Raw genomic sequence first — 26,156 nt, 5'->3', positions numbered from 1 at the left:
TATCAGACTCTTTCGTGTCCGATTCCCGGCCGGCGGGCTGCTTTCCAGGTATTCGCTTTCGCGCTTTCCTTTTCAGCGACTCCGACTTTATCAGAGATTCTGAGTCGGAATTCCCACCCGTCTTCGGGCACCGGTACGCACACATGAGTGTGCGCGGTTTCCCGTTCGAGCGGAGATGTAAACGTACTGGAGCGGAGCGCCCCGACGCAAATCGGGGGCTCCGCTCCAGGGAACAGCGAGGTGACGAGGTCAGACCTCGACGATCACCGGCAGGATCATCGGGCGCCGACGGTAGGTGTCGGACACCCACTTGCCCACCGTGCGGCGGACCAGTTGCTGCAGTTGGTGGGGCTCGGCCACGCCGTCGGAGGCCGACTTGGCGATCGCGTCCTCGATCTTGGGCATCACGGCGGAGAACGCCGCGTCGTCGATGCCGGAACCCCTGGCGTGGATGTTGGGCCCGCCCAGGACCTTGCCGGTCGTGCTGTCCACGACGAGGAAGATCGAGATGATGCCCTCGTCGCCCAGGATGCGGCGGTCCTTGAGGACCGGCTCGGTGACGTCGCCGACGGAGAGACCGTCGACGTAGACGTATCCGGCCTGGACCTTGCCGACGATCTTGGCCTTGCCGTCGACCAGATCGACGACCACGCCGTCCTCGGCGATGACGATGTGGTCCTTGGGGACCCCCGTCAGCGCGCCCAGTTCGGCGTTGGCTCGCAGGTGCCGCCATTCGCCGTGGACCGGCATCAGGTTCTTCGGCTTGCAGATGTTGTAGAAGTACAGCAGCTCGCCGGCCGAGGCGTGGCCGGAGACGTGGACCTTGGCGTTGCCCTTGTGGACCACGTTCGCGCCCCATCGCGTCAGGCCGTTGATCACGCGGTAGACCGCGTTCTCGTTGCCCGGGATGAGGGACGAGGCCAGGATGACCGTGTCGCCCTGGACGATGCGGATCTGGTGGTCGCGGTTGGCCATCCGGGACAGCGCGGCCATGGGCTCGCCCTGAGATCCCGTACAGACGAGCACGACCTCGTGGTCGGGAAGGTCGTCCAGCGTCTTGACGTCGACGACGAGTCCGGCCGGGACACGCAGGTAACCCAGGTCGCGGGCGATGCCCATGTTGCGGACCATCGAGCGGCCGACGAACGCCACCCGGCGTCCGTACTCGTGTGCGGCATCCAGGATCTGCTGGATGCGGTGCACATGGCTGGCGAAGCTGGCCACGATGATGCGCTTCTGGGCGTTCGCGAACACCGTGCGCAGGACGTTCGAGATATCGCGCTCGGGCGGGACGAAGCCCGGGACCTCGGCGTTCGTGGAGTCCGAGAGCAGGAGGTCGATGCCCTCCTCACTCAGACGCGCGAAGGCGTGCAGGTCCGTGAGGCGACGGTCGAGCGGCAGCTGGTCCATCTTGAAGTCGCCCGTGTGGACGGCCATGCCCGCGGGGGTGCGGATGGCGACGGCCAGGGCGTCCGGGATGGAGTGGTTGACCGCGATGAACTCGCAGTCGAACGGACCGATGCGCTCGCGGTGCCCCTCGGTCACCTCGAGCGTGTACGGGCGGATGCGGTGCTCCTGGAGCTTGGCCTCGATCAGGGCGAGGGTCAGCTTGGAGCCGATCAGCGGGATGTCCGGCTTCAGGCGGAGCAGGTACGGGACGCCACCGATGTGGTCCTCGTGGCCGTGCGTGAGCACGATGCCGTCGATGTCGTCCAGACGGTCACGGATCGTCGTGAAGTCCGGCAGGATCAGGTCGATACCGGGCTGCTCCTCCTCGGGGAAGAGGACGCCGCAGTCGACGATCAGCAGCCGGCCGTCGTACTCGAAGACCGTCATGTTGCGGCCGATCTCGCCGAGACCGCCCAGCGGCGTGACGCGCAAGCCGCCCTTGGGCAGCTTCGGGGGCGCGCCGAGTTCAGGATGCGGATGACTCAAAAGACTCTCCTCACCATGTCCGCCACCGGGCCGCGGGGGCACGTGGCGTACATGACATTCAGGCACGTTCAGTTGTTGTGTGTCCGGCCCGGTTCGATCGAGTCGTGACATGCCGCTTGCGTCGGGCTCGTCGCGCTCATCGGTCTCGTCGGCCGGTTTTTCGGATATTCAGTTGTGAAGTCTGTGTTCAGAGCTGTACCCCGCCGGCCGCCAGGTCGATCTTGAGCTGTGCCGTTTCCTCCGGAGAGAGCTCCACGAGCGGAAGGCGCAGCGGACCGGCGGGCAGTCCCTGCAGGGTCAGCGCCGCCTTGGTGGTGATCACACCCTGGGTGCGGAACATTCCCGTGAAGACGGGGAGCAGCTTCTGGTGGATCTCCGTCGCCTTCTGGACGTCGCCACCGCGGTGGGCGTCGAGGAGGGCGCGCAGCTCGGGGGTGACGACATGGCCGACCACGGAGACGAAGCCGCAGGCGCCGACGGACAGCAGCGGGAGGTTGAGCATGTCGTCGCCGGAGTACCAGGCGAGGCCGCTGCGGGCGATGGCCCAGCTGGCACGGCCGAGGTCGCCCTTGGCGTCCTTGTTGGCGACGATGCGCGGGTGGTCGGCAAGGCGGACGATCGTCTCCGTGTCGATCGGGACGCCACTGCGGCCGGGGATGTCGTACAGCATGACGGGCAGTTCCGTCGCGTCGGCGATTGCCGAGAAGTGCCGGTACAGGCCCTCCTGCGGGGGCTTGTTGTAGTACGGCGTGACCGCGAGCAGCCCGTGTGCGCCGGCGCGCTCCGCGGCGCGGGCGAGCTCGATGCTGTGACCGGTGTCATTGGTTCCGATGCCCGCGACGACATGGGCGCGGTCTCCGACCGCTTCCACTACGGCGCGTACGAGCTGGTCTTTCTCCGCGTCGCTGGTGGTGGGCGACTCGCCGGTGGTGCCGTTGACGACCAGGCCGTCGTTGCCTGCGTCCACCAGATGGGCGGCCAGTCGCTGGGCGCCTGCGATGTCGAGTGCGCCGTCCGCCGTGAAGGGCGTGACCATGGCGGTGAGGACCCGCCCGAAGGGGGTCTGCGGAGTGGAGATCGGAGCCATGGGTAACACGCTACTCGCTGCTCAGCGCACGGTGTCCCCTCGGGGGACGTGACGTACGACGTGCCATGGGGAACCCGGCACTGCCTGCTCGGGGGTTCAAGCAGTGCCGGGTCCGTCTGATCAGCCTAGATGAACTTCGCGAAACGTCGCAATACGGACACCTCTCGAGGCTGACCGCACATCTGTGCCCTACGGGGCGACTCTTCCGTTGGCGTTGAACGCGGCGTAGGTGAGCGGCATGAGCTCGGCCCAGGCCTTTTCCATCTTTTCGCCGACCATCTCGATCTCACGCTGCGGGAAGGAAGGGACCTTCGCGTCCTCGTGCTGGGTGCGCAGTCCGAGGAAGTGCATCAGCGAGCGTGCGTTGCACGTGGCGTACATCGACGAGTAGAGGCCGACCGGGAGTACCGCCCGGGCCACCTCGCGCGCGACGCCCGCGGCCAGCATCTCCTGGTACGCCTCGTACGCCTGGCGGTACGCGTCGTCCATGACACGACCGGTCAGCTCCTGCTGCGCCTGGGTGCCCTCGACGAAGACGTACTTGCCCGGGCGGCCCTCCTGGACGAGCTTGCGCTCGGCGTCGGGGACGTAGAAGACGGGCTCCAGCTGCCGGTAGCGGCCGGATTCCTCGTTGTACGACCAGCCGACGCGGTGCCGCATGAACTCCCGGAAGACGAAGATCGGGGCACTGATGAAGAAGGTCATCGAGTTGTGCTCGAAGGGGCTGCCGTGGCGGTCCCGCATCAGGTAGTTGATGAGGCCCTTCGAGCGCTCGGGGTCCTTCGAGAGCTCCTCGAGGGACTGCTCTCCCGCGGTGGAGACGCGGGCGGCCCACAGCACGTCCGAGTCACCGGCGGTGTGCTTCACCAGCTCCACCGTGACATCACTGCGGAAGCTGGGCTTGACGTTCTCTGCGGGGGTGTCGCTCACCGGCGGGTCCTTCCAGTTGCATCGCTCGGGCGGCGCCCACTCTACGGCGCACCACCGACAGCGAAGGACGCGACGGCAGACGAGGGGTTCCTTTGGTCAATTCGGGGAAATACGGCACCGAATGACCGTTCCACTCGTCTGTAGGGGTAGCACCCGAAGCACTTATGCAAGGAGAGTCCCAGATGTTCCTCCCCCAGCCACCGCTGGGCGGTATCCCCAGGCGCGAGTCCGTCCCGTTCTCGTTCGTGGCCGAGGCCGACGCCTTCCGCAGTAACGTCACTCCCCCGCCCCGGGAGCGCCCCAGCAGATCGCAGTTGCTGGGACGCGTCATGATCGGGTTCACCGTCGTCGGCGGTCTCGTCGGCTCGCTGCTGTTCGGGCTTCCCGCACTGGAGACGGGTCAGGCGCCCACTCATTCGCAGAAGTCCGAAGCCTCCGAACGACGCTGACGCAGCGGGCGGGGCCGGTACCCGTCCGGACCCCCGGGGGTGGTCCCGTCCCCGTCACCTCGGTAGCCTCACCGGGCACAGCCGAATCGAGTGTGCTGGTGAGTGAGGATCAGTCGTGCCCCTGCCCTTTCTGACGGCCGACCGTGCTTTTGACACGCAAGCGGATGACGTCGCGCTGCCCTTCGACGACCACGATCGCTGGCGGCGTCCGTACCGGCCGGGGCCGTGGCGGGTGGGGACGGCGGCGCTGTTCCTGCTGTTCGCGTCGTTCGTGCTCATCGCCGCGATGATCATCGCCTTTGCGGGCGCCCTCCCCGGGGCCGGCGCCTGCATGCTCCTCGGCGGTCTGGTGATCGTGTCCGCCCTGCGGCTGCTTCGCATGGGCACGTGGGTGAGTCGGCACGGCGTGCGCCGCGTCGGGTTCTTCGCGACGGGGACGATTCCGTGGAACCGCACCACCGAGGTGCGGACCGTGCAGCAGCCCGTCCGCTGGCTCGGACTGCCACGGACCGTGCAAGGGCAGGCCCTGGTGCTCGTACGGCACGGCGGTGAGCCGATCACGCTGCTCACCGACCACAACGCCGACTTCCTCGCGCGTCTCGAGGCCTTCGACCGGGCCACCGACACCATCGAGGCGTGGGGCGCCGAGTACCGCGCCGCCTGACGTCAGGGGGCGACGGGCCTGCCGTCGTGCAGCGCGATCGCTCGTAGCATCGCCTTGCGGGCACGGGGGGTGTCGCGGGCGTCGTGATAGGCGACGGCGAGCCGGAACCAGCACCGCCAGTCGTCCGGTGAGTCCTCGGTCTCGGCCCGGCGCTCTGCGAACACGGCGTCGGCCGAATCGCGGTCGATACGACCGCCCGGAGTGCGGATCAGTTCGTCGACGGGCAGCCCGCCCTCCGCGTCCAGTTCGGCCGCCAGCTGGTTGGCCCGGCTGACGAACCGGGTGTTCTTCCACAGGAACCAGATGCCGATCACCGGCAGGATCAGCACCGCGACACCGAAGGTGACGGTGAGCACGGTGCCCTGCTGCAGAAGCATCACGCCCCGGCTGCCGACCAGGACGAAGTAGACGACCAGGACGGCAGCCGTGACGAAGTACGTGATCTTTGCGCGCATGGTCAGCCCAGATCGAGGAAGTTCTCCAGGCCGAAAGTGAGGCCGGGAGCGGAGACGACACGGCGGACACCGAGCAGGATGCCCGGCATGAAGCTGCTGTGGTGCAGCGAGTCGTGACGGATGGTCAGTGTTTCGCCCTCGCCGCCGAGCAGGACCTCCTGGTGGGCGAGGAGCCCGCGCAGCCGGATCGCATGGACGGGGATGCCGTCGACGTCGGCGCCGCGGGCGCCGTCGAGTGCCGTGAGGGTGGCGTCGGGCTGTGGTGCGCTGCCCGCCTCGGCACGTGCCGCGGCGATGAGCTGGGCGGTGCGCGTGGCCGTGCCGGAGGGGGCGTCGGCCTTGTTCGGGTGGTGCAGCTCGACGACCTCGACCGACTCGAAGTAACGCGCAGCCTGCTGGGCGAACTTCATGGTGAGCACGGCGCCGATGGAGAAGTTGGGCGCGATGAGCACGCCGGTCTCCGGGGAGGCGGCGAGCGAGGTGTTCAGCTGCGCGAGCCGTTCGTCGGTCCAGCCGGTGGTGCCGACGACGGCGTGAATCCCGTGGCGTACGCAGAAGTCCAGATTGCCCATGACGGACGCCGGGGTGGTCAGTTCGACCACGACCTGGGCGCCGGACTCCACGAGGGACTCCAGCTTGTCACCGCGGCCGAGAGCCGCGACCAGTTCCATGTCGTCGGCGGCCTCGACGGCTCGTACCGCCTCGGAGCCGATACGGCCCTTGGCACCGAGAACGGCCACGCGCAGCTTGCTCATTGCACTCATCCTTACGGGCTTTACGGGTTAGGAGACCGCTTCGTGCAGGCGGTCGGCCTGCTTGTCCTTGAGCGGGCCGATGACGGACAGGGACGGTCGCCGTCCCAGCACGTCCGCGGCCACCGCGCGCACCTCGTCGGGGGTGACGGCGGATATCCCGGCGAGCATCTCGTCCACCGACATCTGGGAGCCCCAGCACAGTTCGCTCTTGCCGATGCGGTTCATCAACGCGCCGGTGTCCTCCAGGCCGAGGACCGTGGAGCCGGAGAGCTGGCCGATGGCACGGCCGATCTCCTCGTCGGACAGACCGTCCGAGGCGACCCGGTCGAGCTCGTCGCGGCAGATCTTGAGCACGTCGTGGACCTGGCTCGGCCGGCAGCCCGCGTAGACGCCGAACAGGCCGGTGTCGGCGAAGCCGGAGGTGTACGAGTACACGCTGTAGGCGAGGCCGCGCTTCTCGCGGACCTCCTGGAAGAGCCGGGAGGACATGCCGCCGCCGAGTGCGGTGTTCAGCACTCCCAGGGCCCAGCGGCGGTCGTCGGTGCGGGCGAGACCGGGCATGCCGAGGACGACATGCGCCTGCTCGGTCCTGCGGTTCAGCAGGTCGACCTTGCCCGCGGTCCGCAGGGTGCGCTGTCCGTCGCGCGGCGGGGTGGGCACCGCGTCCGTGCGGGAGAGGGCACCGGCGTTCTCGAAGGCGCGGCGGACCTGGCGTACGACCGTGGCGTGGTCGATGTTGCCTGCGGCCGCGACGACGAGGTGCGTGGGGTCGTAGTGCTTCTTGTAGAAGCGACGCACCCGGTCCGCGGTGAGGGCGTTCACGGTGTCGACGGTTCCGAGCACCGGGCGGCCGAGAGGCGAGTCGCCGAACATGGTCTGCGCGAACAGGTCGTGCACACAGTCGCCCGGGTCGTCCTCGGTCATCGCGATCTCTTCGAGGATCACTCCCCGCTCGGCGTCGACGTCATGCTGCTCGATCAGCGAGCCGGTGAGCATGTCGCACACGACGTCGATGGCGAGGGGCAGGTCCGTGTCGAGCACCCGGGCGTAGTAGCAGGTGTACTCCTTGGCCGTGAAGGCGTTCATCTCGCCGCCGACCGCGTCGATCGCGGACGAGATGTCGAGAGCGGAACGCCGGCGCGTGCCCTTGAACAGGAGGTGTTCGAGGTAGTGCGTGGCGCCGCCGAGCGACGGCGTCTCGTCGCGCGAGCCGACGTTCGCCCAGATCCCGAAGGTCGCGGAGCGTACGGACGGCAGCGTCTCGGTGACGACGCGCAGACCGCCGGGCAGGATGGTGCGCCGGACCGTGCCGATGCCGTCCTTGCCCTTGAGCAGGGTTTGGGTACGGGCGACGGCCCGCGCCTCCGAGGAGGTGCGGGCCGTCGCCTGTGAACTACGGGACGTCACTTGTCGGTGTCGTCCTTCTTCTCGTCGCCCTCTTCGCCCTCGATCACGGGGATGAGGGAGAGCTTGCCGCGCGAGTCGATCTCGGCGATCTCGACCTGGACCTTGGAGCCCACGGCGAGGACGTCCTCGACGTTCTCCACGCGCTTGCCGCCGGCGAGCTTGCGGATCTGCGAGATGTGCAGCAGGCCGTCCTTGCCCGGGAGCAGGGACACGAACGCACCGAAGGTGGTCGTCTTGACGACCGTGCCCAGGTAGCGCTCGCCGACCTCCGGCATGGTCGGGTTGGCGATGCCGTTGATCGTGGCGCGGGCGGCCTCGGCGGCCGGGCCGTCGGCGGCACCGATGTAGATGGTGCCGTCGTCCTCGATCGTGATGTCGGCGCCGGTGTCCTCCTGGATCTGGTTGATCATCTTGCCCTTGGGGCCGATGACCTCACCGATCTTGTCCACGGGGATCTTGACCGTGATGATCCGCGGGGCGTTCGGGGACATCTCGTCCGGGACGTCGATGGCCTCGTTCATCACATCGAGGATGTGGAGGCGGGCGTCGCGGGCCTGCTTCAGCGCGGCGGCCAGGACCGAGGCGGGGATGCCGTCGAGCTTGGTGTCGAGCTGGAGCGCGGTGACGAACGTCTTCGTGCCGGCGACCTTGAAGTCCATGTCGCCGAAGGCGTCCTCCGCACCGAGGATGTCGGTGAGGGCGACGTAGTGGGTCTTGCCGTCGATCTCCTCGGAGATCAGACCCATGGCGATACCGGCGACGGGGGCCTTCAGCGGCACACCGGCGTTCAGCAGCGACATGGTGGAGGCGCAGACCGAGCCCATGGACGTCGAACCGTTGGAGCCGAGGGCCTCGGACACCTGACGGATCGCGTAGGGGAACTCCTCGCGCGTCGGCAGCACCGGCACGATGGCGCGCTCGGCGAGCGCGCCGTGGCCGATCTCGCGGCGCTTGGGCGATCCCACGCGGCCGGTCTCACCGACGGAGTACGGCGGGAAGTTGTAGTTGTGCATGTAGCGCTTGCGGGTCACCGGGGAAAGGGTGTCCAGCTGCTGCTCCATGCGGAGCATGTTGAGGGTGGTGACGCCCAGGATCTGGGTCTCGCCACGCTCGAACAGCGCGGAGCCGTGCACACGCGGGATGGCCTCGACCTCGGCGGCGAGCGTACGGATGTCCGTGATGCCGCGGCCGTCGATGCGGACCTTGTCCTTGATGATGCGCTCGCGGACCAGCTTCTTGGTCAGCGCGCGGTAGGCGCCCGAGATCTCCTTCTCGCGGCCCTCGAAGGCCGGGAGAAGCTTCTCGGCGGCGAGCTCCTTGATGCGGTCGAGCTCGGTCTCGCGCTCCTGCTTGCCGGCGATGGTGAGCGCCTGGGCGAGCTCGCCCTTGACGGCCGCGGTCAGCGCCTCCAGGACGTCGTCCTGGTAGTCGAGGAAGACCGGGAACTCGCCGGTCGGCTTGGCGGCCTTGGCGGCGAGGTCCGACTGGGCCTTGCACAGCGCCTTGATGAAGGGCTTCGCGGCCTCGAGACCGGCAGCGACGAGCTCCTCGGTCGGCGCTTCGGCGCCGCCCTTGACGAGCTCGATGGTCTTCTCGGTGGCCTCGGCCTCGACCATCATGATCGCGACGTCGCCGTCCTCGAGGACGCGACCCGCGACGACCATGTCGAAGACGGCGTCCTCGAGCTCGGTGTGCGTCGGGAAGGCGACCCACTGGCCCTTGATCAGAGCGACACGGGTGCCGCCGATCGGGCCGGAGAAGGGCAGGCCGGCCAGCTGCGTGGAGCAGGAGGCGGCGTTGATGGCGACCACGTCGTACAGGTGGTCGGGGTTGAGAGCCATGATCGTCTCGACGATCTGGATCTCGTTGCGCAGGCCCTTCTTGAAGGACGGGCGAAGCGGGCGGTCGATCAGGCGGCAGGTGAGGATCGCGTCCTCGGAGGGCCGGCCCTCACGGCGGAAGAAGGAGCCGGGGATCTTGCCGGCTGCGTACATCCGCTCCTCGACGTCCACCGTCAGGGGGAAGAAGTCGAGCTGGTCCTTGGGCTTCTTGGAAGCGGTGGTGGCCGACAGCACCATGGTGTCGTCGTCCAGGTACGCCACGGCGGAACCGGCGGCCTGCTTGGCCAGGCGGCCCGTCTCGAAGCGGATGGTGCGGGTGCCGAAGGTGCCGTTGTCGATCACGGCCTCGGCGTAGTGGGTCTCGTTCTCCACTAGCGATTTCTCCTACGTTTCGTCTTTTCGCCCACGCACCCGTGTGGTGCGAGGCGATGGCGGAGAAGCACGCCTTGTGTGCGGGCCGGTCTTCGATCGAAGCACCCGGTGTCGATGTCCGGGGGCCACTACCGAGGACCGGCGGCGGGGAGGCGTCTTCCCTCTCAAATGGGTGTGGCGTTGTGCGACCAGACTAATTGCCGTCCGGCCCGTCGCGCACGTACGGCGGCCGGTGCCGCCGTATATACGGCAAAGGGAGCGGCCCCCTCTCGGTGGGAACCGCTCCCTTCACGGTGACTTACTTGGCGCCGGCCGCACCGCGGCGGATGCCGAGCCGGTCGACCAGCGCACGGAAGCGCTGGATGTCCTTCTTGGCCAGGTACTGCAGCAGACGGCGACGCTGGCCGACCAGGATCAGCAGACCACGACGGGAGTGGTGGTCGTGCTTGTGGGTCTTGAGGTGCTCGGTCAGGTCCGAGATGCGGCGGGAAAGCATCGCAACCTGGACCTCGGGGGAGCCGGTGTCGCCCTCCTTGGTGCCGAACTCGCTGATGATCTGCTTCTTCGTAGCGGCGTCGAGAGACACTCGGTACTCCTCATGGTGTTCGTGCGCCCACGAGTGCCCCTGGTCTTGGTCTCAGGGGAGCTTCCGTGACTCGGAGGCGAAGGTCCGATGAGCGCTGCACTCCAGAATCGAATGGATTCCGGGGATCGCGTACACAAACGGCCGTTACACAGGGTACCAGGCGGTTCAGGAGGTCAGTGCCCGGATGGAGTGGTACACGTCGAAGACCGCCAGGCACAGCGGTACGAGCGTGAGCAGCACAAACGTCTCCGCGACCTCGAGGAACCGGCCCCAGAACGGCGTGACACCCTTGCGCGGCACGATCAGACCGACGGCCGTGATCAGCGCGGCGACCCCGGCGATCGCCGCCGTGAGCCAGATCGTACGGATGTCGAGGGCCGTGCCGTCACCGCGGAGCGCGTCACGGATCAGCTCCACGGGCGGGTTGAGGCACAGGCCCAGCCCGAGCAGCACCAGCGCGCCGAGACCGGCGGCGAGAGCACAGCCCACCTGCGCGGTGTAACGGAAGAGGTGGGCGCGCATCAGCATGGAGACGCCGGTGGCCAGAGCGAGCAGCTGACCCCACACGTCGTCGGAGAAGCCGAGCACGGCCGCGGCACCGACGGCGACCAGGGCGCAGCCGCCGACGAGGCCGACCAGCAGCTCGTGGCCGCGACGCGCCTGTGCGGCGATACGTGCCGCGTCGACCGGCCCCGCCGGCTCGGGGTCGCTGCCGTAGCCGCCGACGCTCGTGCGGGGCGGCTCGAAGCCGATGGGCAGGCGGGCGAAACGGGTGGAGAGACCCGGCAGGAACGCGAGGGCTCCCACCGCGAGGGGCGCGCAGGCGGCGGCGGTCTCGGCGGTCTCGAGCTTCGCCACGATGGCCACGAAGGTCACCAGTACGCCGATGGTGGCGGCGAAGACGAAGGCGACGAAGGGGCTGTCCCCGCCGGGGGCGACGATCATCAGGATCACTGCCCAGACGAGGACCGCGGCGCAGCCGAGCAGGAACTGGAGCTTGCCGATGCCCTGTCCCTCACCGAGCGGCAGCAGACCGGCACCGGCGACTGCCGCGTTCGCCATCGCTCCGACACCGAGGGCGACCGCAGAGCCACGGTCGTCGTAGACACGGGCACGCACGCCGGCGAGCGCGAGGAGAAGGACACCCGTGACGCCCGCGAGGATGCCGGCCAGTCCGTGCATGTCGTGGCGCGGCTCGGCCGTCCACAGCACGAAGGCGAGCAGGACCAGCAGGATCGAGCCGCCGAAGAGCCCGGCGCCTCGCATCAGGTCGTCGGTCCACAGGGTGCGGTCGCGGGCGACAGCGGAGGCGACGGCGTCGGAGACGTCGTCGAACACCGCCGGCGGCAGCGACTCGGCGAAGGGGCGCAGCGACAGAAGCTCGCCGTCGAGAATGCGCTGGGCCGCGAGGGACCGTCCGCCGTCGAGAACCGTGCCGTCACGGCGGACCAAGTGGTAGCCGACCGGGGCGCCCTGGGCGGGACTCTGGCCGGACAGGCGGAGGATCTCCGGGTAGAGATCGGCTACCGCGATGTCCTCGGGCAGCGCGACGTCGACTCGTCCGTCCGGCGCCACCACCGTGACCCGGCAGAAACCGGTGCCGCCGCCGGACACCGTCGCGGGAGCGGGCTGACCGGCTCCGGTGGCCGCGGCTGGGGCCGTCATACTCACCTGCTGCTTCCCCTCGTGGTGATTGTGGCTCGCAAGCGTGCCATTGCGCTCCGAATGACCCTTTTTTTGCGGTAGTTCATGGGTGCGCAAACACGTCGCGCCACCCTACCGCCCACCCGTGACTCCGCACGCAAGTAGGATCCCTCACCGCGGATGGAACCCGTCGCCACGGGGGCGCCGATAGGAAAAATTCCGTCCGGCAAGGGAATTGGTGAGCTGTGAGTCAGATCGTCGTCAAGCGCCCACCACGGGCCCTGCCGTCCGAAGTGCCCGGCCAGCAGGTGCAGCTGCAACCGCCGCCCGAGCTGCCCAGAGGGCAGCAGGAGGGCGCCCTGATGCAGCTCCTGCCGATGCTCGGTATGGGCGGTTCGGTCGTCTTCTTCTTCATGACGCCGAGCCCGATCATGCGGATCATGGGCATGGTGATGATCGCCTCGACGGTCGCCATGGCGATCGCCATGCTGGTCCGCTACCGGCGTGGTACCCAGGGGCAGCTCGCCGACCTGCGGCGCGACTATCTCAAGTACCTGACGCAGACCCGCCGTGCGGTGCTGCGCACCGCGCATCTCCAACGCGACGCCCAGTTCTATCTGCACCCGTCCCCCGAGCAGTTGTGGGCGCTGGTCGCCGAAGGCAGTCGTGTGTGGGAGCGCCGCATCGCCGACGACGACTTCGCGCAGGTACGCATCGGACTGGGGAGCCAGCAGCTCGCCACTCCGCTCGTCGCCCCCGAAACCGCTCCGGTCGACGAGTTGGAGCCGCTCACCGCCGGAGCGATGCAGCAGTTCCTCACGGCGCACAGCACGCTGGACGGTCTTCCCATGGCCGTTTCCCTGCGCGCGTTCTACCACTTGACGGTGTCGGGGGACGAGGAGTCCGTCCTCTCCGCGGCCCGCGCGATGGTCGGCTCGCTCGCCGCGCTGCACTCCCCCGAGGACCTGGTCATCGCCATCGCGGCGGGATCCTCCGCAGCGCCTCGGTGGGAGTGGGCGAAGTGGCTCCCGCACGTGCAGGCCCAGGGTGCCGGTGACGGTGCCGGAAGCCGGCGTCTGATCACCACTGACGCGCGTGAACTCGACGAACTTCTCGGCGCACGGCTGGACGGCCGTCCGCGCTTCCAGGGCGGCAACCACCCGCTGCTCGATCAGCCGCACATCGTCGTCGTGCTCGACGGCCAGACCGTTCCCTCGATGTCGGTACTCGCCGCAGCAGAGGGTCTCCAGGGTGTGACGATCATCGAGGTCGTACCCGGCGAGATGACCGGTGCGCGCGGCGGGCTGTCGATCATCGTGCACCCCGACTCGCTGCAGCTCGAATCCGGTCACGGTCTCGTCTACGACGGCAGTCCCGACCGTCTGGGTATCGAAGCGGCCGAGGCGCTGGCTCGCCAGCTCGCGCCGCTGCGCGCGGGCTCCGGCTCCGACGACGACGAACCGCTGCTGGCCAACCTCGACTTCACTGACCTCCTCAGCCTGGGCGACGCCGCTTCGGTCGACGTCACCCGTACCTGGCGCCCCCGTTCCCAGTCGGAGCGGCTGCGCGTGCCGATCGGTGTCGGCGAGGACGGCACGCCGGTGATGCTGGACCTCAAGGAGGCGGCGCAGGAAGGCATGGGCCCGCACGGCCTGTGCGTCGGCGCCACCGGCTCCGGAAAGTCCGAGCTGCTGCGGACCCTCGTCCTGGGTCTTGCCGTCACCCACTCCTCCGAGACGCTGAACTTCGTCCTCGCCGACTTCAAGGGCGGCGCGACGTTCGCCGGCATGTCTCAGATGCCGCACGTCGCCGCCGTGATCACCAACCTCGCGGACGACCTCACGCTCGTCGACCGCATGGGTGACTCCATCCGCGGTGAGCTGAACCGCCGCCAGGAGATGCTGCGCGACGCCGGCAACTACGCGAACATCCACGACTACGAGAAGGCGCGTGCCGCGGGAGCCCCGCTGCAGCCCATCCCGTCCCTCGTCCTGGTGATCGACGAGTTCAGCGAACTCCTCACCGCCATGCCGGACTTCATCGAGATGTTCGTGCAGATCGGCCGCATCGGGCGTTCGCTCGGTGTCCATCTGCTGCTGGCCTCGCAGCGTCTGGAGGAGGGCCGGCTGCGCGGGCTGGAGACGTACCTGTCGTACCGGATCGGTCTGCGTACCTTCTCCGCCGCGGAATCGCGTGCGGCGATCGGCGTGCCCGACGCGTACACGCTGCCCAACGTCCCCGGTTCCGGATATCTGAAGTACGGCACGGACGAAATGGTGCGGTTCAAGGCGGCATACGTCTCCGGTGTGTACCGCACCAATCAGCAGGCCGCGATTCCCGGTGGCCCTCTCCCGGTGGACCGCCGCCCGGTGCCGTTCACCGCGGCTCCCGTTCCGGTCCGGTACCTGGAGCCGAGCGCTCCGTCCCGCGTTCCCGAGGCACGTGCCGCGCAGGACGACGCCTTGGCGGACACCGTGCTCGACGTGATCGTGCGGCGGCTGGAGGGCCGCGGTGCGGAGGCCCACCAGGTGTGGCTGCCGCCGCTCGACAACCCGCCGCCGCTGGACGAACTCCTGCCGGGCCTGGCCGGAGTCGAGGGCCGCGGGCTGACACAGCCCGGGTTCGAGGGCGCGGGTCGGCTCGTCGTGCCCCTCGGCGTGGTGGACAAGCCCTTCGAGCAGCGCCGGGACACGCTCTACCGCGACTTCTCCGGCGCGGCTGGCCACATGCAGATCGTCGGCGGTCCGCAGTCGGGCAAGTCGACGCTGCTGCGCACGCTCATCGCGGGCTTCGCCCTCACCCACACGCCGCAGGAAGTCCAGTTCTACGGGCTGGACTTCGGCGGTGGCGGCATGTCGTCCGTGGCCGGCCTGCCGCACGTCGGTGGGGTCGCCTCACGTCTCGACCCCGAGCGGGTGCGACGCACGGTGGCGGAGGTCTACGGCATCCTGTCGCGGCGCGAGGAGTACTTCCGCAGCGCGGGCATCGACTCCATCGCCACGTTCCGCCGCATGCGGGCACGGGGCGACATCTCGGTGACCGAGCAGCCGTGGGGCGACGTCTTCCTCGTCATCGACGGCTGGGGCAACTTCCGCTCCGACTACGAGGGCCTCGAGCACGCCGTCGTCGACATCGCCGCACGAGGCCTCGGCTACGGCATCCACGTGATCATCACTGCTTCGCGTTCCATGGAGGTCCGGGCGAACCTCAAGGACCACCTGATGAACCGGCTGGAGCTGCGGCTCGGTGACACGATGGACTCCGAGCTCGACCGCAAGGCAGCGGTGAACGTGCCGACGGGTGTGCCCGGCCGGGGTCTGACCCCCGAGAAGCTGCACTTCATGGCCGCGGTGCCGCGCATCGACGGCATCAACTCGGACAGCGATCTGTCCGAGGCCACGGCAGCGATGTCCCAGGAGGTCACCCGCCACTGGACGGCGCCAGGGGCGCCGGAGGTGCGCCTGCTGCCCCGCGAACTGGCGGCCGAGAGCCTGCCCGCGGGATTCGCGGAACCCCAGCGCGGAGTGGCGTTCGCCATCGACGAGAACAACCTGGAGCCGGTTTTCGTCAACTTCGAGCGGGATCCGTTCTTCCTGGTCTTCGGCGAGAGCGAGTCCGGGAAGTCCAACATCCTGAGGCTGCTGATCAAGCAGTTGTCGGAGAGGTACGACGGGGACTCCTGCAAGTTCTTCGTGATCGACAACCGCCGTGCGCTGCTGGACGTCACTCCGACCAGTCACCTGGCCGAGTACGTGCCCATGTCGAACAACATGGAGCACCACGTGGACGCGCTGGTCGATCTGATGCAGCGGCGTACACCGTCGGCAGATGTCACGGCGCAGCAGCTGCGGGACCGCAGCTGGTGGCGCGGCCCCTCGGTGTACGTCGTCGTCGACGACTACGACCTGGTGTCCACGTCGAGCGGCAACCCGCTGTCGAAGCTGACGGAGCTGCTGCCGTTCGCGCGGGACGTCGGCGTGCGTTTCATCATCGCCCGCAGCGGAGCCGGCGCGAGCCGGGCTGCGTACGAGGCCTTCATGCAGCGGATGATGGAGCTCGGCGCCCAGGGCGTACTGCTCTCCGGAGACCCGCAGGAGGGCGACGTGCTGGGCGGCGTCCGGATGCGGCCCATGCCGGCCGGGCGGGGCATCTTCATCTCGCGGCAGCGGGGGAACCCGCTGGTGCAGACGGGGCTCATGCCGTCGGAACTGCACTGAGCATCGGGGGCCGCGGTTTTCGCGGGGGCGTTTCGCGGGCTTGTTGCCCGCGTTCGCCCTCGTGGACCCGCGGAGAATGCGCCCGGCCTCCGGGCACGGCACGTCACATAGCGCGACACGGCAACGAACCGTCCATCGGTGTACGCGGGAAGGAGCCCTGCGGGTGGCTTGGGACGAGTGGGAGCAGTTGAAGGTTTCGGCGGCCGAGAAGGAGTCCGCACGGATGCAGCTGAACGGGCTGCCGCCGGAGGACAGACCGAATGCCGGGAACCCTCAGGGCGGTTTCCTCGCGGTCGATCAGCAGGACCTTGCCGCGATCGGCGACGAGGCATTCAAGCTGTACAACCGGCTGTGGAAGGAAGCACGGGTCACGAGCACGGACACGGCAGGGACCGACCTGGACGGTCAGGGTTTCGCGCTGGGCAAGGCGCTGCAGCACGTGTCGACCCGCTGGGACAAGCAACTCGGCTCGCTGATGGACGCGTGCGCGCTGATCTCGAACCACATGGACTTCACGAAGAACGCGCACGCCGGCGACGAGATCTTCATCGAGCGGCACGTGAGCAGCATCTACACGCTCGACGCCGGGTTCGACGAGGACTGGGCGAAGCAGGGCGAGAAGAACCCTGTGTACGGCGAGAAGGAAAAGAAAAAGGACGAGGACTGAGGGACATCTGATGGACTTCGAAGCCCTTCACTCGGCCAATTTCAAGCTGCTCGACGACACGGTCAGCGACTGGACCAGCATGCTGACCAAGCTCGAAGAACTGAAGCGTGCCGCGAACGACGGTCTCAAGGGAAAGGCCAACAAGGCCAACTGGGCAGGGGACAACGCCATCGTCTCCCGCAGGTTCGTCGGAAAGACCGCGGGCGAGTTCGGTGACGCCCTGACCCAGGCCACGTCGATCCGCGACATCATGCTCGACACGAGAGACGAGCTCAAGACGCAGCAGCGTCTGCTCAAGGAAGCGATAGAACGGGGCCGGGGCAAGAACCTCACGGTCAGCGCCAACGGCGGCGGATTCACCGTCCGGGAGAACCCCGACAAGAAGGCTCCCAACGGCCAGGAGGACGTCAACGACCTGGCCGGCGAACTCAAGGGCATCCTCGACAAGGCCACGGAGATCGACACGTCCGCGTCGACAGCGCTCAAGGCGCTGGTGGACCCCACCGACTACGGCTTCTCGGACGCATCGTACAAGGACCGCGACCAGGCGGCCAACGCCGTGAAGGAAGCGGAGCGGCTCGCTGTCCTGGCGGGGAAGAAGCCGGAGGACCTCACACCGGGGGACTTCGACGCCCTCAATGCCGGCCTGAAGAAGTACTCGGGAGACCCGATCTTCGCCGAATTGTTCGCCGAGAAGCTCGGAGCGGAGGGGACACTCAATTTCTGGGCCGGTATCAATCACCCCCATATGACCTACAAGATGGGTCCCGAACGAGTCGATCAGTTCGCCGAACTCCAGAAGAACCTCAGTCTCACGCTCGCCGCCGCCACTCAGACCGACACCACCGAGATGTCGAAGTGGAAGGTCGACATGGTCAACCTCGGTGACCAAAACATCTCCAAGAACAGCACGACCACCGGCTTCCAGGTCATGAGCAACCTCATGCGGTGGGGCAACTATGATGATCAGTTCCTGAAGTACTACGGCAGCGAGCTGATCGCGACCGAGAAGAAACTCAGCGACAACGGCCGCCACGTGCCGATGGCGTGGCAGCACATGGGCATGGACCCCCTTCTGAACCGCACCGGCAGCGATTCGGGTTCGGACCCGATGACGGGTTTCCTCAAGGCACTTTCGAACAGTCCAGACGCCGCCACCGATTTCTTCACCGCGGACTTCGTCACCAAGGACGAGGACCATGAATTCGAAGAGGATGCGGACGGCAACGGAAAGAACGAGAAGAGGGCGCTGAGCAACTTCGACTATCTCTTCGAGGAGCGGGACTGGCCACAGGAGAGAACCGACAAGGGTGAGGACAGCATCGAAGGCCGCAACAACCTGGCGATGGCGCTGGAGGCGGCGACGACCGGTCATCCGGCGGGCGAACTACCTACTGAGGACACGCCGCCGCACACTGCGGACCAGGCCAACCTGATGGAGAATCTCGTCCGTTCGATCTCCGAGGACAACAAGCGCCTCACGGATCACGGGTACATGTCCGACAGCATCGGGCAGATCGCATCCGAGTATCTGCCCGACATCAATCGGGCCACCACGGACACCAATCCGAGCGACGATGCCACTCAGACCGAGAAGGAAGCCCGCGACAGGATCGAGAAGCTGTTCCCCGTGGCCGGTAACGAGGCCGTGATGGACCACAGGGACGTTTCACGATTCCTGCTCACGGTCGGGCAGGACCCGGAGGGGTACGCCGCGGTCGAAGTCAGCCAGAAGGCCTACATGGCCAATCTGATGGACTACCACCTCAATCCTGAACTTCCGGCGGACCAGCGCTACAGCGAGAACAAGCAGCTGCTCGTCAGTGAAATCGCCCATGCCTCCGGTGAGGTCTCGGGAACTCTCAACGTCGGTCGACAGGAAGCCGTGGCCGGCCCCGCCGATGAAGCGGACAAGAAGTACGAGCAGTCCGTGGCGCAATGGAAGAATGCCGTCTCCGGCGGCGTCGGCACCGGTATCGGCGTGGGCGTCTCCTTCATCGCGAGCCCCGTCGTGGGTGCTGCAGTCGGCGGTGGTGCGAGCACCGTGAGCAGCCTGATCCTCGAAGGGCTCTTCCAGGACGCCGAGGGCAATGCGAAGGACGCGGCCGGAGCGCAAATGGGTGAGGACTGGGAGAACGGCCTGGACAGCAACATCAAATACACGCAGAACGCCGCCGCCGAAGCCGCGAAAGCCCATCATCTACCCGACGGCGGAGACATCGCCGAGTGGGCACGGACGGGCGCGCGGGACGGTTACCAGCATGGCGGCGACTTCTCAGGCCGTGTGGCACCAGAGCTCCAGACGGACATCTGACGTGCGTCACTGCCACGAGGCCAAGTCATGGGGTGCCCCCGGAGGTATCGCCCAATCCGGAAGGACTATGAAAGTGATCTCGAGCGCTCGAAGTCAGGTGGCACGAACGCTGGTGTCCGGCGTGGGCTTGGCTGCAATGCTCACGCTCACGGTGTCCTGTGCCTCTCCGGACCGCGAGTACGCGGTTCCCACCGATTTGTGCGGTGTGAAGATCGCGGCCAAGGCGCTGGAGCCCGTACTTCCGCCCGGGAAGGAAATCACCCTTCATCCAACAGCAGTCGGAGGGAACAAGCGCTGTCGGCTGCACGTCGACGGCGAGTCGGTATTCTCTGCCAGCATCGAGCCCTGGGAGAGCGACACTTCGGCGCAGGATGTGGCACGCGGTGCACTCGCAGTCGACCCGGCCGACGCCCAGAGCAAGGATCATCGCTACATCTACTCAAAAACGGGGGCGGTTGGGCGCGTCGACTGCCCCGATCCTAAGAAAGATGACGAATCTCTCTGGGCAACCGTCAGGGTGACTCACGACGACGCTACAGATGCCGAAATGCTCAATCTCGTCACCGCGTACGCCGGCGGCGTCGCGTCCTCCGGTGAGTGCAGCAAGATGCTGGGCTGACGAGCAGCTTCTCCTTGGGAACAGCAGCAGGGTGGGCCCTCCCGCGCGTGCCTGCCCTCCTGCTCTACGGGCGCTGCTCAGAAGTACCGAACTTGAATGGGTGAGGCCGGGGGGTTACTGAGGTTGAACTCGTGATGTCGCTGGGTTGCTCAGGTGGGTCTGATGGTCAGGCCGGTCTCGGCGAGGCAACCGTCTATGAGGTCGCTGCGGTACTGGATGTGCCGTAGGCCGCGTCGGATGCGTTGGACGAGGTGTTCGGGTGTGCTGAAGGCGACGTCGGAGAGCCAGCCACGTCGCAGCAGTGACCGCACGGCGGCGGCGTGCGGCGGGTCGGGAGCGTCGGGGGCTCTACTCCGCGGCAGACAAGGAATGCAACGAGGCGGCCGCTGACAATCAGAAGTGGGTCGACCGCATCCTGAGCGTCGGCATCGACAACACCAAGGACCTGCTGCCTGGCGGGAACAAGCTCAAGGTCAGCGAGTCGAAGTCCAACAGCCCGTCCCCGCACCACTTCTGCAACCTGATCGTTGACGGGGACATCGAGCTCTCCGTCGAAGGTGTCTGGCACCAGGGCAAAGTAAGTGCCGAGGACGCCGCCGCAGAGAGCCAGCAATTCAACACGCGGTCGACCCAAGGCGGTCGATTCGCGGTCTGGGACGAAGGGGCGGTCACAGTGGTCGACTGCAAGAACCCGGAGTACAAAGCCGAGAGGTTCTCCTTCGAGTTGCATGTGGTGCGCCCCGACGGTGACGTCGGCTCCAAGATGGAGCGCTTCCTCGCCGCGTACTCCGAGTCCTATCGCAGCACCCAGCCCTGCCAGTAACGACCCACCGCTTACGTGCAAGTACCGCAGGCCGCCCGCTCCTTCCGCATGGCCGCCGCCTCGTCCATCTCGCGGCGGCGGGCTGCTCCGGCCCTGCCCGTCTCGCCGACGAATACGGCATCGCGCAAACGACGGCGCGTCGCGCCATGCGCGAACTACGCGAGCGCGGCCTGATCTTCACAGTGCCCGGCAAGGGCTGCTACGTCACCCCCGACACAGGGATTCCGGAGCCCTCACCCGAGGGGCGGGGCGAGGCGTAATCGACAAATGATCGAGTTGGACGGCCGACACTGCCGGTCGTGGGAGGGCGGAAGCAGCGGTACTCCGCGGAACGCGGATTCACGTACAGCCCGCGAGCTCGTGGACCCGCACGCGGAACGGCTCCCGGCCCCTCGATAAGCTCTTGCGGTTGCCGTCAAGGCAGATCGGGGCAGAGGGGGTTCGCGAATGGAGCATGTGCGTACGGAACGACCGCACGCCGGCGGGCCGCGCCGTCGGCGACGGTGCTGGACTCGGCGGCGTCACTGCTCGCGCCCGGCTGGCCGCCGGGCCCTGTGACCGCAGCACTCGCCCGTCAGTCGGCTCAGCTGCTCGCGGCCGAGCTCCGCCTTCCCCCGATCGCCCCCAGGACCTGATGACGATGCTTGCGCCTCTGACCCATGACGACCCGGCCGAGATCGGCGGTCACCGCCTGCTCGCCCGCCTCGGCCACGGCGGCATGGGCACCGTCTACCTCGGCCGCTCGGCCGGCGGGCGCACCGTCGCCCTCAAGACTATGCATGCCCGCATCGCCGCCGACGCCGCCACACGCACCCGCTTTCACCTCGAGACCGACGCCGCGCGCATCATCGGAAGCCACCACGGCGCCACCGTCGTCGACGCCGACCCCGCCGCCCAAACCCCCTGGCTCGCCACGGAGTACGTCCTCGGCCCGCCCCTGGACGACGCCGTCGCCCTCTGCGGCCCCCTGCCCGAGGCATCCGTCCGAGCCTTGGGCGCGGCTCTCGCCGGAGCTCTCGCTCAACTCCACGCCTCCGACGTCGTCCACCGCGACCTGAAGCCGTCCAACGTCATGATCACCGCCTACGGTCCCAAGATCATCGACTTCGGCATCGCCCGCGCCGCCGGCGACGATCGCCTCACACGCACCGGCACCGCCGCGGGCACACCCGCCTTCATGTCCCCGGAACAGGCCACGGGCCAGGAACACACGCCCGCGGGCGACGTGTTCGCCCTCGCCGGTGTCCTCGTCTTCGCCGCCACATGCAACGGCCCCTTCGGCACGGGACAGGCAGCGGACCTGCTCTATCGCGTCCGCTATTCCGACCCCGACCTGACGGGAGTGCCGGCGGGCCTTGCCGCCATCCTCAGCGAGGGCCTGGCAAAAGACCCCGCGCGACGCCCCACCACCGGGCAACTGGCAGCCCAGCTGCACGACGGCCACGGCGAGTTCGCCGACCACCTCCCGCCCACGCTGCTGACGGACATCGCACGGCGCGCAACAGAGGTCTGGCAACACCAGCCACAACGACTGCCTGCACCGGCAGACCACGCCACCGAGGACACCGTGCCGGCACCCCCACGGGAAGTCAGCCGTCGCAAACTCCTCACCATCGGTGGCGCGGGCGTCGTCGGCGCCACCGCGATCGGCGGTGGCATCTGGAACTGGGCGGCCTCGGCGGATGGAAGCCCCGACAGCCCGGGCGCCAAGAACAAGTCCCCCAAGCCGGTGGCCGAGAAGGGCGATTGGCTGTGGGAGCTTCCGCTACGCCTGGAGGGAGCCTCGCTGACCCCGCCGGTCCCCCTCTCCTTCGGACCTACGCTCGCCATCGCGGACGACGACGGACTGCGGACCATCGACGTCAACACGGGTCGCGTCGACACCCCCCTGCTGAAGGGCCCGGCCCACCGCTGTACTGACGACGGGAACATCGACGAGAGCAGGGTGTACGCCTCCGAGGCGCCGCCCTCCGGCAACCACCCGCTCGCCATCTCCTCGGTCAAGTTCGCCCACAATCCGAAGCCGGAGACCGTCGAGCTGAAGGACTACAACGGAAGTCTCCCCGCGACGCAGCTCCTGAGCGCCCACTCCGGTGTCGTGTTCCTGGCAGCAGGGCAGGGCGAGCACTCCGGCACGGCCATCGGCTACGACAGTTCCCAGCAGTGGTACCTGCTCGCTGTCGACGTGCACACCGCCAAAGTGCTGTGGCGGCAGCCGCTTCCCTCCCGACCGCGAACGTCGGACCGGCTGCATTTTCTGGCCGCGCGGGCCGTCAAGGACCATCTGGCCGTCCTCCAGGAAATGGCCGACGGCACGGTCACCCTGGCTGTCCACGACTCACGTCGGGGAAAGGAGCTGTGGAGGCAGTCGCTCGACGCCCCCGCGCCGGACGCCATCCGGGGAATGCTGGAGGTCAACGATTGGCACGTCTACCCTCCGGTGGGCCGGCTGCGCGCTCTCGCGCTGAAAGACGGCGAGGAAAAGTGGTCGTTCGGGCCGGGCCTCGCCAAGGCACGGACGGGACCGCCCGCGTTGGATGTAGTTGGATTGCTCGCCGTCGAGGAAGGCCTCGGTCTTGTTGCCCTCGACTGGGTCACAGGGGACCTGCTGTGGCGGACCCCCTCCCGCAGCGGGACCGACCTCGACGTGACGCTGCCGCCGGCCCCTGGTGTGAGCGAGGTTTACGCATACAGCAGTAAATCAGGCCTACTGCGGTCGTTCTCCGTCGATACGGGCAAGGCAGGCAAGACCCGCATCGCCCGGGGTGACCGCTTCTACGGCTACCACGGCATCCCGGAAGCGATTGTCGCCATCGGTGAAGACTACTTCGCTGCCTATCCGTACAACTGACCCCGATCGCCTAGAAAGCAGCCTCCCTCGTGAAACCCCTCGGCACTGGCGACCCGCTCCGGCTCGGACCGTACCGTCTCCTCGGCGTCCTCGGCGAGGGTGGTATGGGCAAGGTCTACTTCGGCCAGGACTCCTTCGGAGGGAAGGCCGCGGTGAAGGTCCTCCACCCCGAGCTGGCACACGACACGAATCTGGCGCAACGTTTCGTCCGCGAGGCCCAGATGGCGCAGTCCGTCACCAGCACAGGCGTGGCACGGGTGCTCGGGGCGCACACCGAAGGCGGGCGCCCTTGGATCGCCACCGAGTTCCTGACCGGTCCGACGCTGGACGATGCCATCCGCAGTCACGGGCCGCTGGACGAGCCGACACTGCGCGCTCTGGCCTCCTCGCTGGCCCGGACACTGGCCGACATCCATGCGGCCGGGCTGATCCACCGCGACCTCAAGCCCGCCAACATCGTTCTGACCTCGACCGGACCGCGCGTCATCGACTTCGGCATCGCCCGGCCCGAGCACGGGCTCACTCTCACGACCACCGGGCAGATACCCGTCACTCCCGGCTTCGGCGCGCCTGAGCAGGTGCTGGGGCAGCGTGTCGGGCCCGCGGCGGACATGTTCTCAGTGGGTGCCGTACTGATCTACGCGATCACCGGGGCCCAGGCATTCACCGGTACCCACATCGCAGCGGTGCAGTACGAGGTCGTGCACGGAGCACCACGTATGGACCGGGTCCCGCCGCATCTCGCGCCGCTCATCGGTCCCTGTCTCGCCAAGGACCCGGCGCAGCGGCCGACACCCGGTCAGCTGGCAGCGGCGTTCCCGCCCGCCCGTGGCACGGAACGGGTATGGCGCCATGGGCCGCTGGCGTCGGACATCAAGGAGCGGGAGCGCACGATCCACCACCTGACGACGGTGGTTACCTCCTCCGAAGCTGAGGGAATGTCACGACGGCGCCTGCTCACCACACTCGCGGTGGGCGGCGCGGCGCTCGCCGCCGGAGCCGGGGCGACGGCCTGGTGGCTGGGCAGTCGCGATGACTCAGGGCCGTACGCCCTGCCTCCGGCGGCCGACACCCCGATGGCAGACCCGGTCGCCGCGACGGCCGGGAATCCCAAGCCGCTGTGGGGCCCCGCACGGCTGCTCGACGAGAGAGGGGGCGGGCTGGTACCTGTACGCGATGTCGTGTTCGCCGTCGGCAAGGCCGGACTGACTGCCCACAGTGTCGTCGACGGCAAGCGCCGCTGGCACGCCCCCGGCCCGGTCGCCGCCGCCGGCGTCGTCACCTTGTCGGACGCGCTCATCGCGGCCGTGGACAAGAAGGGCGACGTAGTGACATTCGTTGCCGAATCGGGCGAAGCCCGGTGGTCGGTCCCCGCATCCGCGAAGTACATCCTCACCGCCGACGACTCGGCCGTGTACGTCGTCACGAAGAACGACCGACTCCGCGGCATCAGCCGCTCCGACGGCAGCATCCTCTGGAGCGTCCGCCCCAGGGTCTTGCTGAATGCCGAGACCCGTCCGCGCAGTGTGGCCGGCGGCAGCCGACTGGTGATCGCCACGGGCAAGGGCCGCGTCCTGGCCGTCGACACGTCCGATGGGCACGAGGTGTGGACCATCGACGACCAGTCGCCCACCGGCCAGGCAGGTCTCTTCCCCGTGCTGCACAAGGACATGGTCCTGATCAACGGTGCCACGCTGACCGCCCGCAACCTGTCGGACGGCACCGAACGGTGGGCGAAAAGCGCCGCCACTGTCGACGGCTTGATGCAGCCCTCGGGCCCCCCTCTCATCCGGGACGACATCGTGTACAGCACACGAGGCCCCTACATTTGGGCCCTCGACCCCACAGACGGAACCGAGGTCTGGAAATCACCAAGTGGCTACTTCCAAGACAGCCCGGTGGCAGTACAGGGCGATGCGGTGTGTGCTGTCGGTTCGAAGGCAGGTGCTGGGGACGACTGGGAGCTCCAAGTGATGTCACGTAGCGACAAGAAGCGCGTCTGGAGCCGCCCACTGCCGAACGACTCCAACTCCTACTGGGTGCACGGCGACGGCAACCGCCTCTTCGTGAGGGCGGGGGCGGAGGTAATGGCGCTTCCGGTGTTCGCGTGAGTGGTGCTCCCGACGGCGCAGTAGCTTCGTTTCCCTGTCCGAACTGGACCCGATATCGCCCAGTTAGTGCGGGCTGCGCAGTCGCATCGTGACAGCGTCGGCTGGGCGGTGGGCATGGGTCGCGAACCCGCAAGCGCGGCCTGATCTTCAGTCTGCCCGGCGTCGATGCAGCAGAAGGGGTGGGCACCTCCCGCGCGTGCCCACCCTGCTGTTCTGCTTGGCGCTGCCTAGAAGTTGCTGGCAGCCTTCTTGTCACCGGCCTGGTAGGCCGGGCCCGCCTCGCGCACTGCCTTGGCAATGCCCTTCAGGGCCGTGTGGATGGCGCGCGTCTCCTTGTCCCACTTGCCGTGGGCGCCGTCTGCGGCGGTCTTCGCCTCGCCTTCCCAGGTGTTCGAGACGCTGCGGATCTGTGTCTGGATGGCCTCAAGG

Annotated in this window: 20 protein-coding genes; 10 read left to right on the top strand and 10 right to left on the bottom strand. The window is 67.9% G+C overall.

All coding sequences use genetic code 11. From position 1 onward, the window contains the following. Positions 1 to 249 precede the first annotated feature (249 nt). The 3 genes from AC067Z_RS37070 to thyX all read right to left on the bottom strand — a co-directional run bounded on the left by AC067Z_RS37070 (position 250) and on the right by thyX (position 3,952). Complete coding sequence (locus tag AC067Z_RS37070; protein ID WP_478794058.1) at positions 250 to 1,935, bottom strand: ribonuclease J; 1,686 nt, start codon at positions 1,933 to 1,935, stop codon at positions 250 to 252. Positions 1,936 to 2,122: 187 nt separating this feature from the next. After that, positions 2,123 to 3,022 carry a 4-hydroxy-tetrahydrodipicolinate synthase gene (gene dapA / locus AC067Z_RS37065; protein WP_478794057.1) on the bottom strand — a complete coding sequence of 300 codons (900 nt, stop codon included), beginning with the start codon at positions 3,020 to 3,022 and terminating at the stop codon, positions 2,123 to 2,125. 189 nt (positions 3,023 to 3,211) lie between these two features. Next, entirely contained in the window at positions 3,212 to 3,952 is a 741-nt protein-coding gene (gene thyX / locus AC067Z_RS37060) for an FAD-dependent thymidylate synthase (protein ID WP_478794056.1), read from the bottom strand. 182 nt (positions 3,953 to 4,134) lie between these two features. Here thyX and AC067Z_RS37055 point away from each other — a divergent pair, with 182 nt between their 5' ends. Together AC067Z_RS37055 and AC067Z_RS37050 are read left to right on the top strand one after the other, a co-directional pair. Next, entirely contained in the window at positions 4,135 to 4,401 is a 267-nt protein-coding gene (locus tag AC067Z_RS37055) for a hypothetical protein (protein ID WP_478794055.1), read from the top strand. Between the two features lie 115 nt (positions 4,402 to 4,516). Continuing rightward, a complete protein-coding gene (locus AC067Z_RS37050; protein ID WP_478794054.1) occupies positions 4,517 to 5,065 on the top strand; it encodes a hypothetical protein in 549 nt (182 codons plus the stop codon). Positions 5,066 to 5,067: 2 nt separating this feature from the next. Here AC067Z_RS37050 and AC067Z_RS37045 read toward each other — a convergent pair whose 3' ends face one another. The 6 genes from AC067Z_RS37045 to eccD form a co-directional block, all read right to left on the bottom strand. Continuing rightward, on the bottom strand, positions 5,068 to 5,520 hold the full coding sequence (locus AC067Z_RS37045) for a tetratricopeptide repeat protein (RefSeq protein WP_478794053.1): 453 nt from the start codon (positions 5,518 to 5,520) through the stop codon (positions 5,068 to 5,070). Positions 5,521 to 5,522: 2 nt separating this feature from the next. Next, complete coding sequence (gene dapB, locus AC067Z_RS37040; protein ID WP_478794052.1) at positions 5,523 to 6,275, bottom strand: 4-hydroxy-tetrahydrodipicolinate reductase; 753 nt, start codon at positions 6,273 to 6,275, stop codon at positions 5,523 to 5,525. 27 nt (positions 6,276 to 6,302) lie between these two features. Next, the gene (locus AC067Z_RS37035) at positions 6,303 to 7,682 is read right to left on the bottom strand and encodes a M16 family metallopeptidase (RefSeq protein ID WP_478794051.1); all 1,380 of its coding nucleotides are present in this window, start codon (positions 7,680 to 7,682) and stop codon (positions 6,303 to 6,305) included. Then, a complete protein-coding gene (locus tag AC067Z_RS37030; protein WP_478794050.1) occupies positions 7,679 to 9,895 on the bottom strand; it encodes a polyribonucleotide nucleotidyltransferase in 2,217 nt (738 codons plus the stop codon). The genes AC067Z_RS37035 and AC067Z_RS37030 overlap by 4 nt, the downstream gene beginning before the upstream one ends. Positions 9,896 to 10,193: 298 nt before the next feature. Then, the gene (gene rpsO, locus AC067Z_RS37025) at positions 10,194 to 10,481 is read right to left on the bottom strand and encodes a 30S ribosomal protein S15 (RefSeq protein WP_030041128.1); all 288 of its coding nucleotides are present in this window, start codon (positions 10,479 to 10,481) and stop codon (positions 10,194 to 10,196) included. Positions 10,482 to 10,646: 165 nt separating this feature from the next. Further along, positions 10,647 to 12,146, bottom strand: coding sequence for a type VII secretion integral membrane protein EccD (gene eccD, locus AC067Z_RS37020; RefSeq protein WP_478794049.1), 1,500 nt, complete (start codon positions 12,144 to 12,146; stop codon positions 10,647 to 10,649). A gap of 224 nt (positions 12,147 to 12,370) precedes the next feature. On the opposite strand from eccD, the gene eccCa reads away from it, so the two are divergent. The 8 genes from eccCa to AC067Z_RS36980 all read left to right on the top strand — a co-directional run bounded on the left by eccCa (position 12,371) and on the right by AC067Z_RS36980 (position 25,727). Continuing rightward, complete coding sequence (gene eccCa / locus AC067Z_RS37015; RefSeq protein ID WP_478794048.1) at positions 12,371 to 16,342, top strand: type VII secretion protein EccCa; 3,972 nt, start codon at positions 12,371 to 12,373, stop codon at positions 16,340 to 16,342. A 163-nt stretch (positions 16,343 to 16,505) separates the two neighbouring features. After that, positions 16,506 to 17,009, top strand: a complete 504-nt coding sequence (locus AC067Z_RS37010; protein ID WP_478794047.1) for a hypothetical protein — start codon at positions 16,506 to 16,508, stop codon at positions 17,007 to 17,009. Positions 17,010 to 17,019: 10 nt separating this feature from the next. Next, the gene (locus tag AC067Z_RS37005) at positions 17,020 to 19,323 is read left to right on the top strand and encodes a hypothetical protein (protein ID WP_478794046.1); all 2,304 of its coding nucleotides are present in this window, start codon (positions 17,020 to 17,022) and stop codon (positions 19,321 to 19,323) included. 73 nt (positions 19,324 to 19,396) lie between these two features. After that, positions 19,397 to 19,942, top strand: a complete 546-nt coding sequence (locus tag AC067Z_RS37000; protein ID WP_478794045.1) for a hypothetical protein — start codon at positions 19,397 to 19,399, stop codon at positions 19,940 to 19,942. A 301-nt stretch (positions 19,943 to 20,243) separates the two neighbouring features. Then, entirely contained in the window at positions 20,244 to 20,765 is a 522-nt protein-coding gene (locus AC067Z_RS36995; RefSeq protein WP_478794044.1) for a hypothetical protein, read from the top strand. Then, the gene (locus tag AC067Z_RS36990) at positions 20,756 to 21,025 is read left to right on the top strand and encodes a GntR family transcriptional regulator (RefSeq protein ID WP_478794059.1); all 270 of its coding nucleotides are present in this window, start codon (positions 20,756 to 20,758) and stop codon (positions 21,023 to 21,025) included. The genes AC067Z_RS36995 and AC067Z_RS36990 overlap by 10 nt, the downstream gene beginning before the upstream one ends. Positions 21,026 to 21,405: 380 nt before the next feature. Further along, entirely contained in the window at positions 21,406 to 23,616 is a 2,211-nt protein-coding gene (locus AC067Z_RS36985; protein ID WP_478794043.1) for a protein kinase domain-containing protein, read from the top strand. Between the two features lie 29 nt (positions 23,617 to 23,645). Continuing rightward, positions 23,646 to 25,727 carry a protein kinase domain-containing protein gene (locus tag AC067Z_RS36980; protein ID WP_478794042.1) on the top strand — a complete coding sequence of 694 codons (2,082 nt, stop codon included), beginning with the start codon at positions 23,646 to 23,648 and terminating at the stop codon, positions 25,725 to 25,727. Between the two features lie 227 nt (positions 25,728 to 25,954). Here the strand turns inward: AC067Z_RS36980 and AC067Z_RS36975 are convergent. Next, on the bottom strand, positions 25,955 to 26,156 hold a 202-nt coding region (locus AC067Z_RS36975; RefSeq protein WP_478794041.1), incomplete at its 5' end, for a WXG100 family type VII secretion target.

The sequence above is a fragment of the Streptomyces sp. NPDC043812 genome, from assembly GCF_056436245.1.
This window is presented reverse-complemented; position numbering and strand designations above follow the sequence as displayed.

Bases quoted from the DNA above. Each gene is read 5' to 3' on its own strand.
- dapA (WP_478794057.1), bottom strand. From the start codon at position 3,022: ATGGCTCCGATCTCCACTCCGCAGACCCCCTTCGGGCGGGTCCTCACC.
- AC067Z_RS36985 (WP_478794043.1), top strand. From the start codon at position 21,406: ATGCTTGCGCCTCTGACCCATGACGACCCGGCCGAGATCGGCGGTCAC.
- eccD (WP_478794049.1), bottom strand. From the start codon at position 12,146: ATGACGGCCCCAGCCGCGGCCACCGGAGCCGGTCAGCCCGCTCCCGCG.
- dapB (WP_478794052.1), bottom strand. From the start codon at position 6,275: ATGAGCAAGCTGCGCGTGGCCGTTCTCGGTGCCAAGGGCCGTATCGGC.
- AC067Z_RS37005 (WP_478794046.1), top strand. From the start codon at position 17,020: ATGGACTTCGAAGCCCTTCACTCGGCCAATTTCAAGCTGCTCGACGAC.
- AC067Z_RS37045 (WP_478794053.1), bottom strand. From the start codon at position 5,520: ATGCGCGCAAAGATCACGTACTTCGTCACGGCTGCCGTCCTGGTCGTC.
- AC067Z_RS37055 (WP_478794055.1), top strand. From the start codon at position 4,135: ATGTTCCTCCCCCAGCCACCGCTGGGCGGTATCCCCAGGCGCGAGTCC.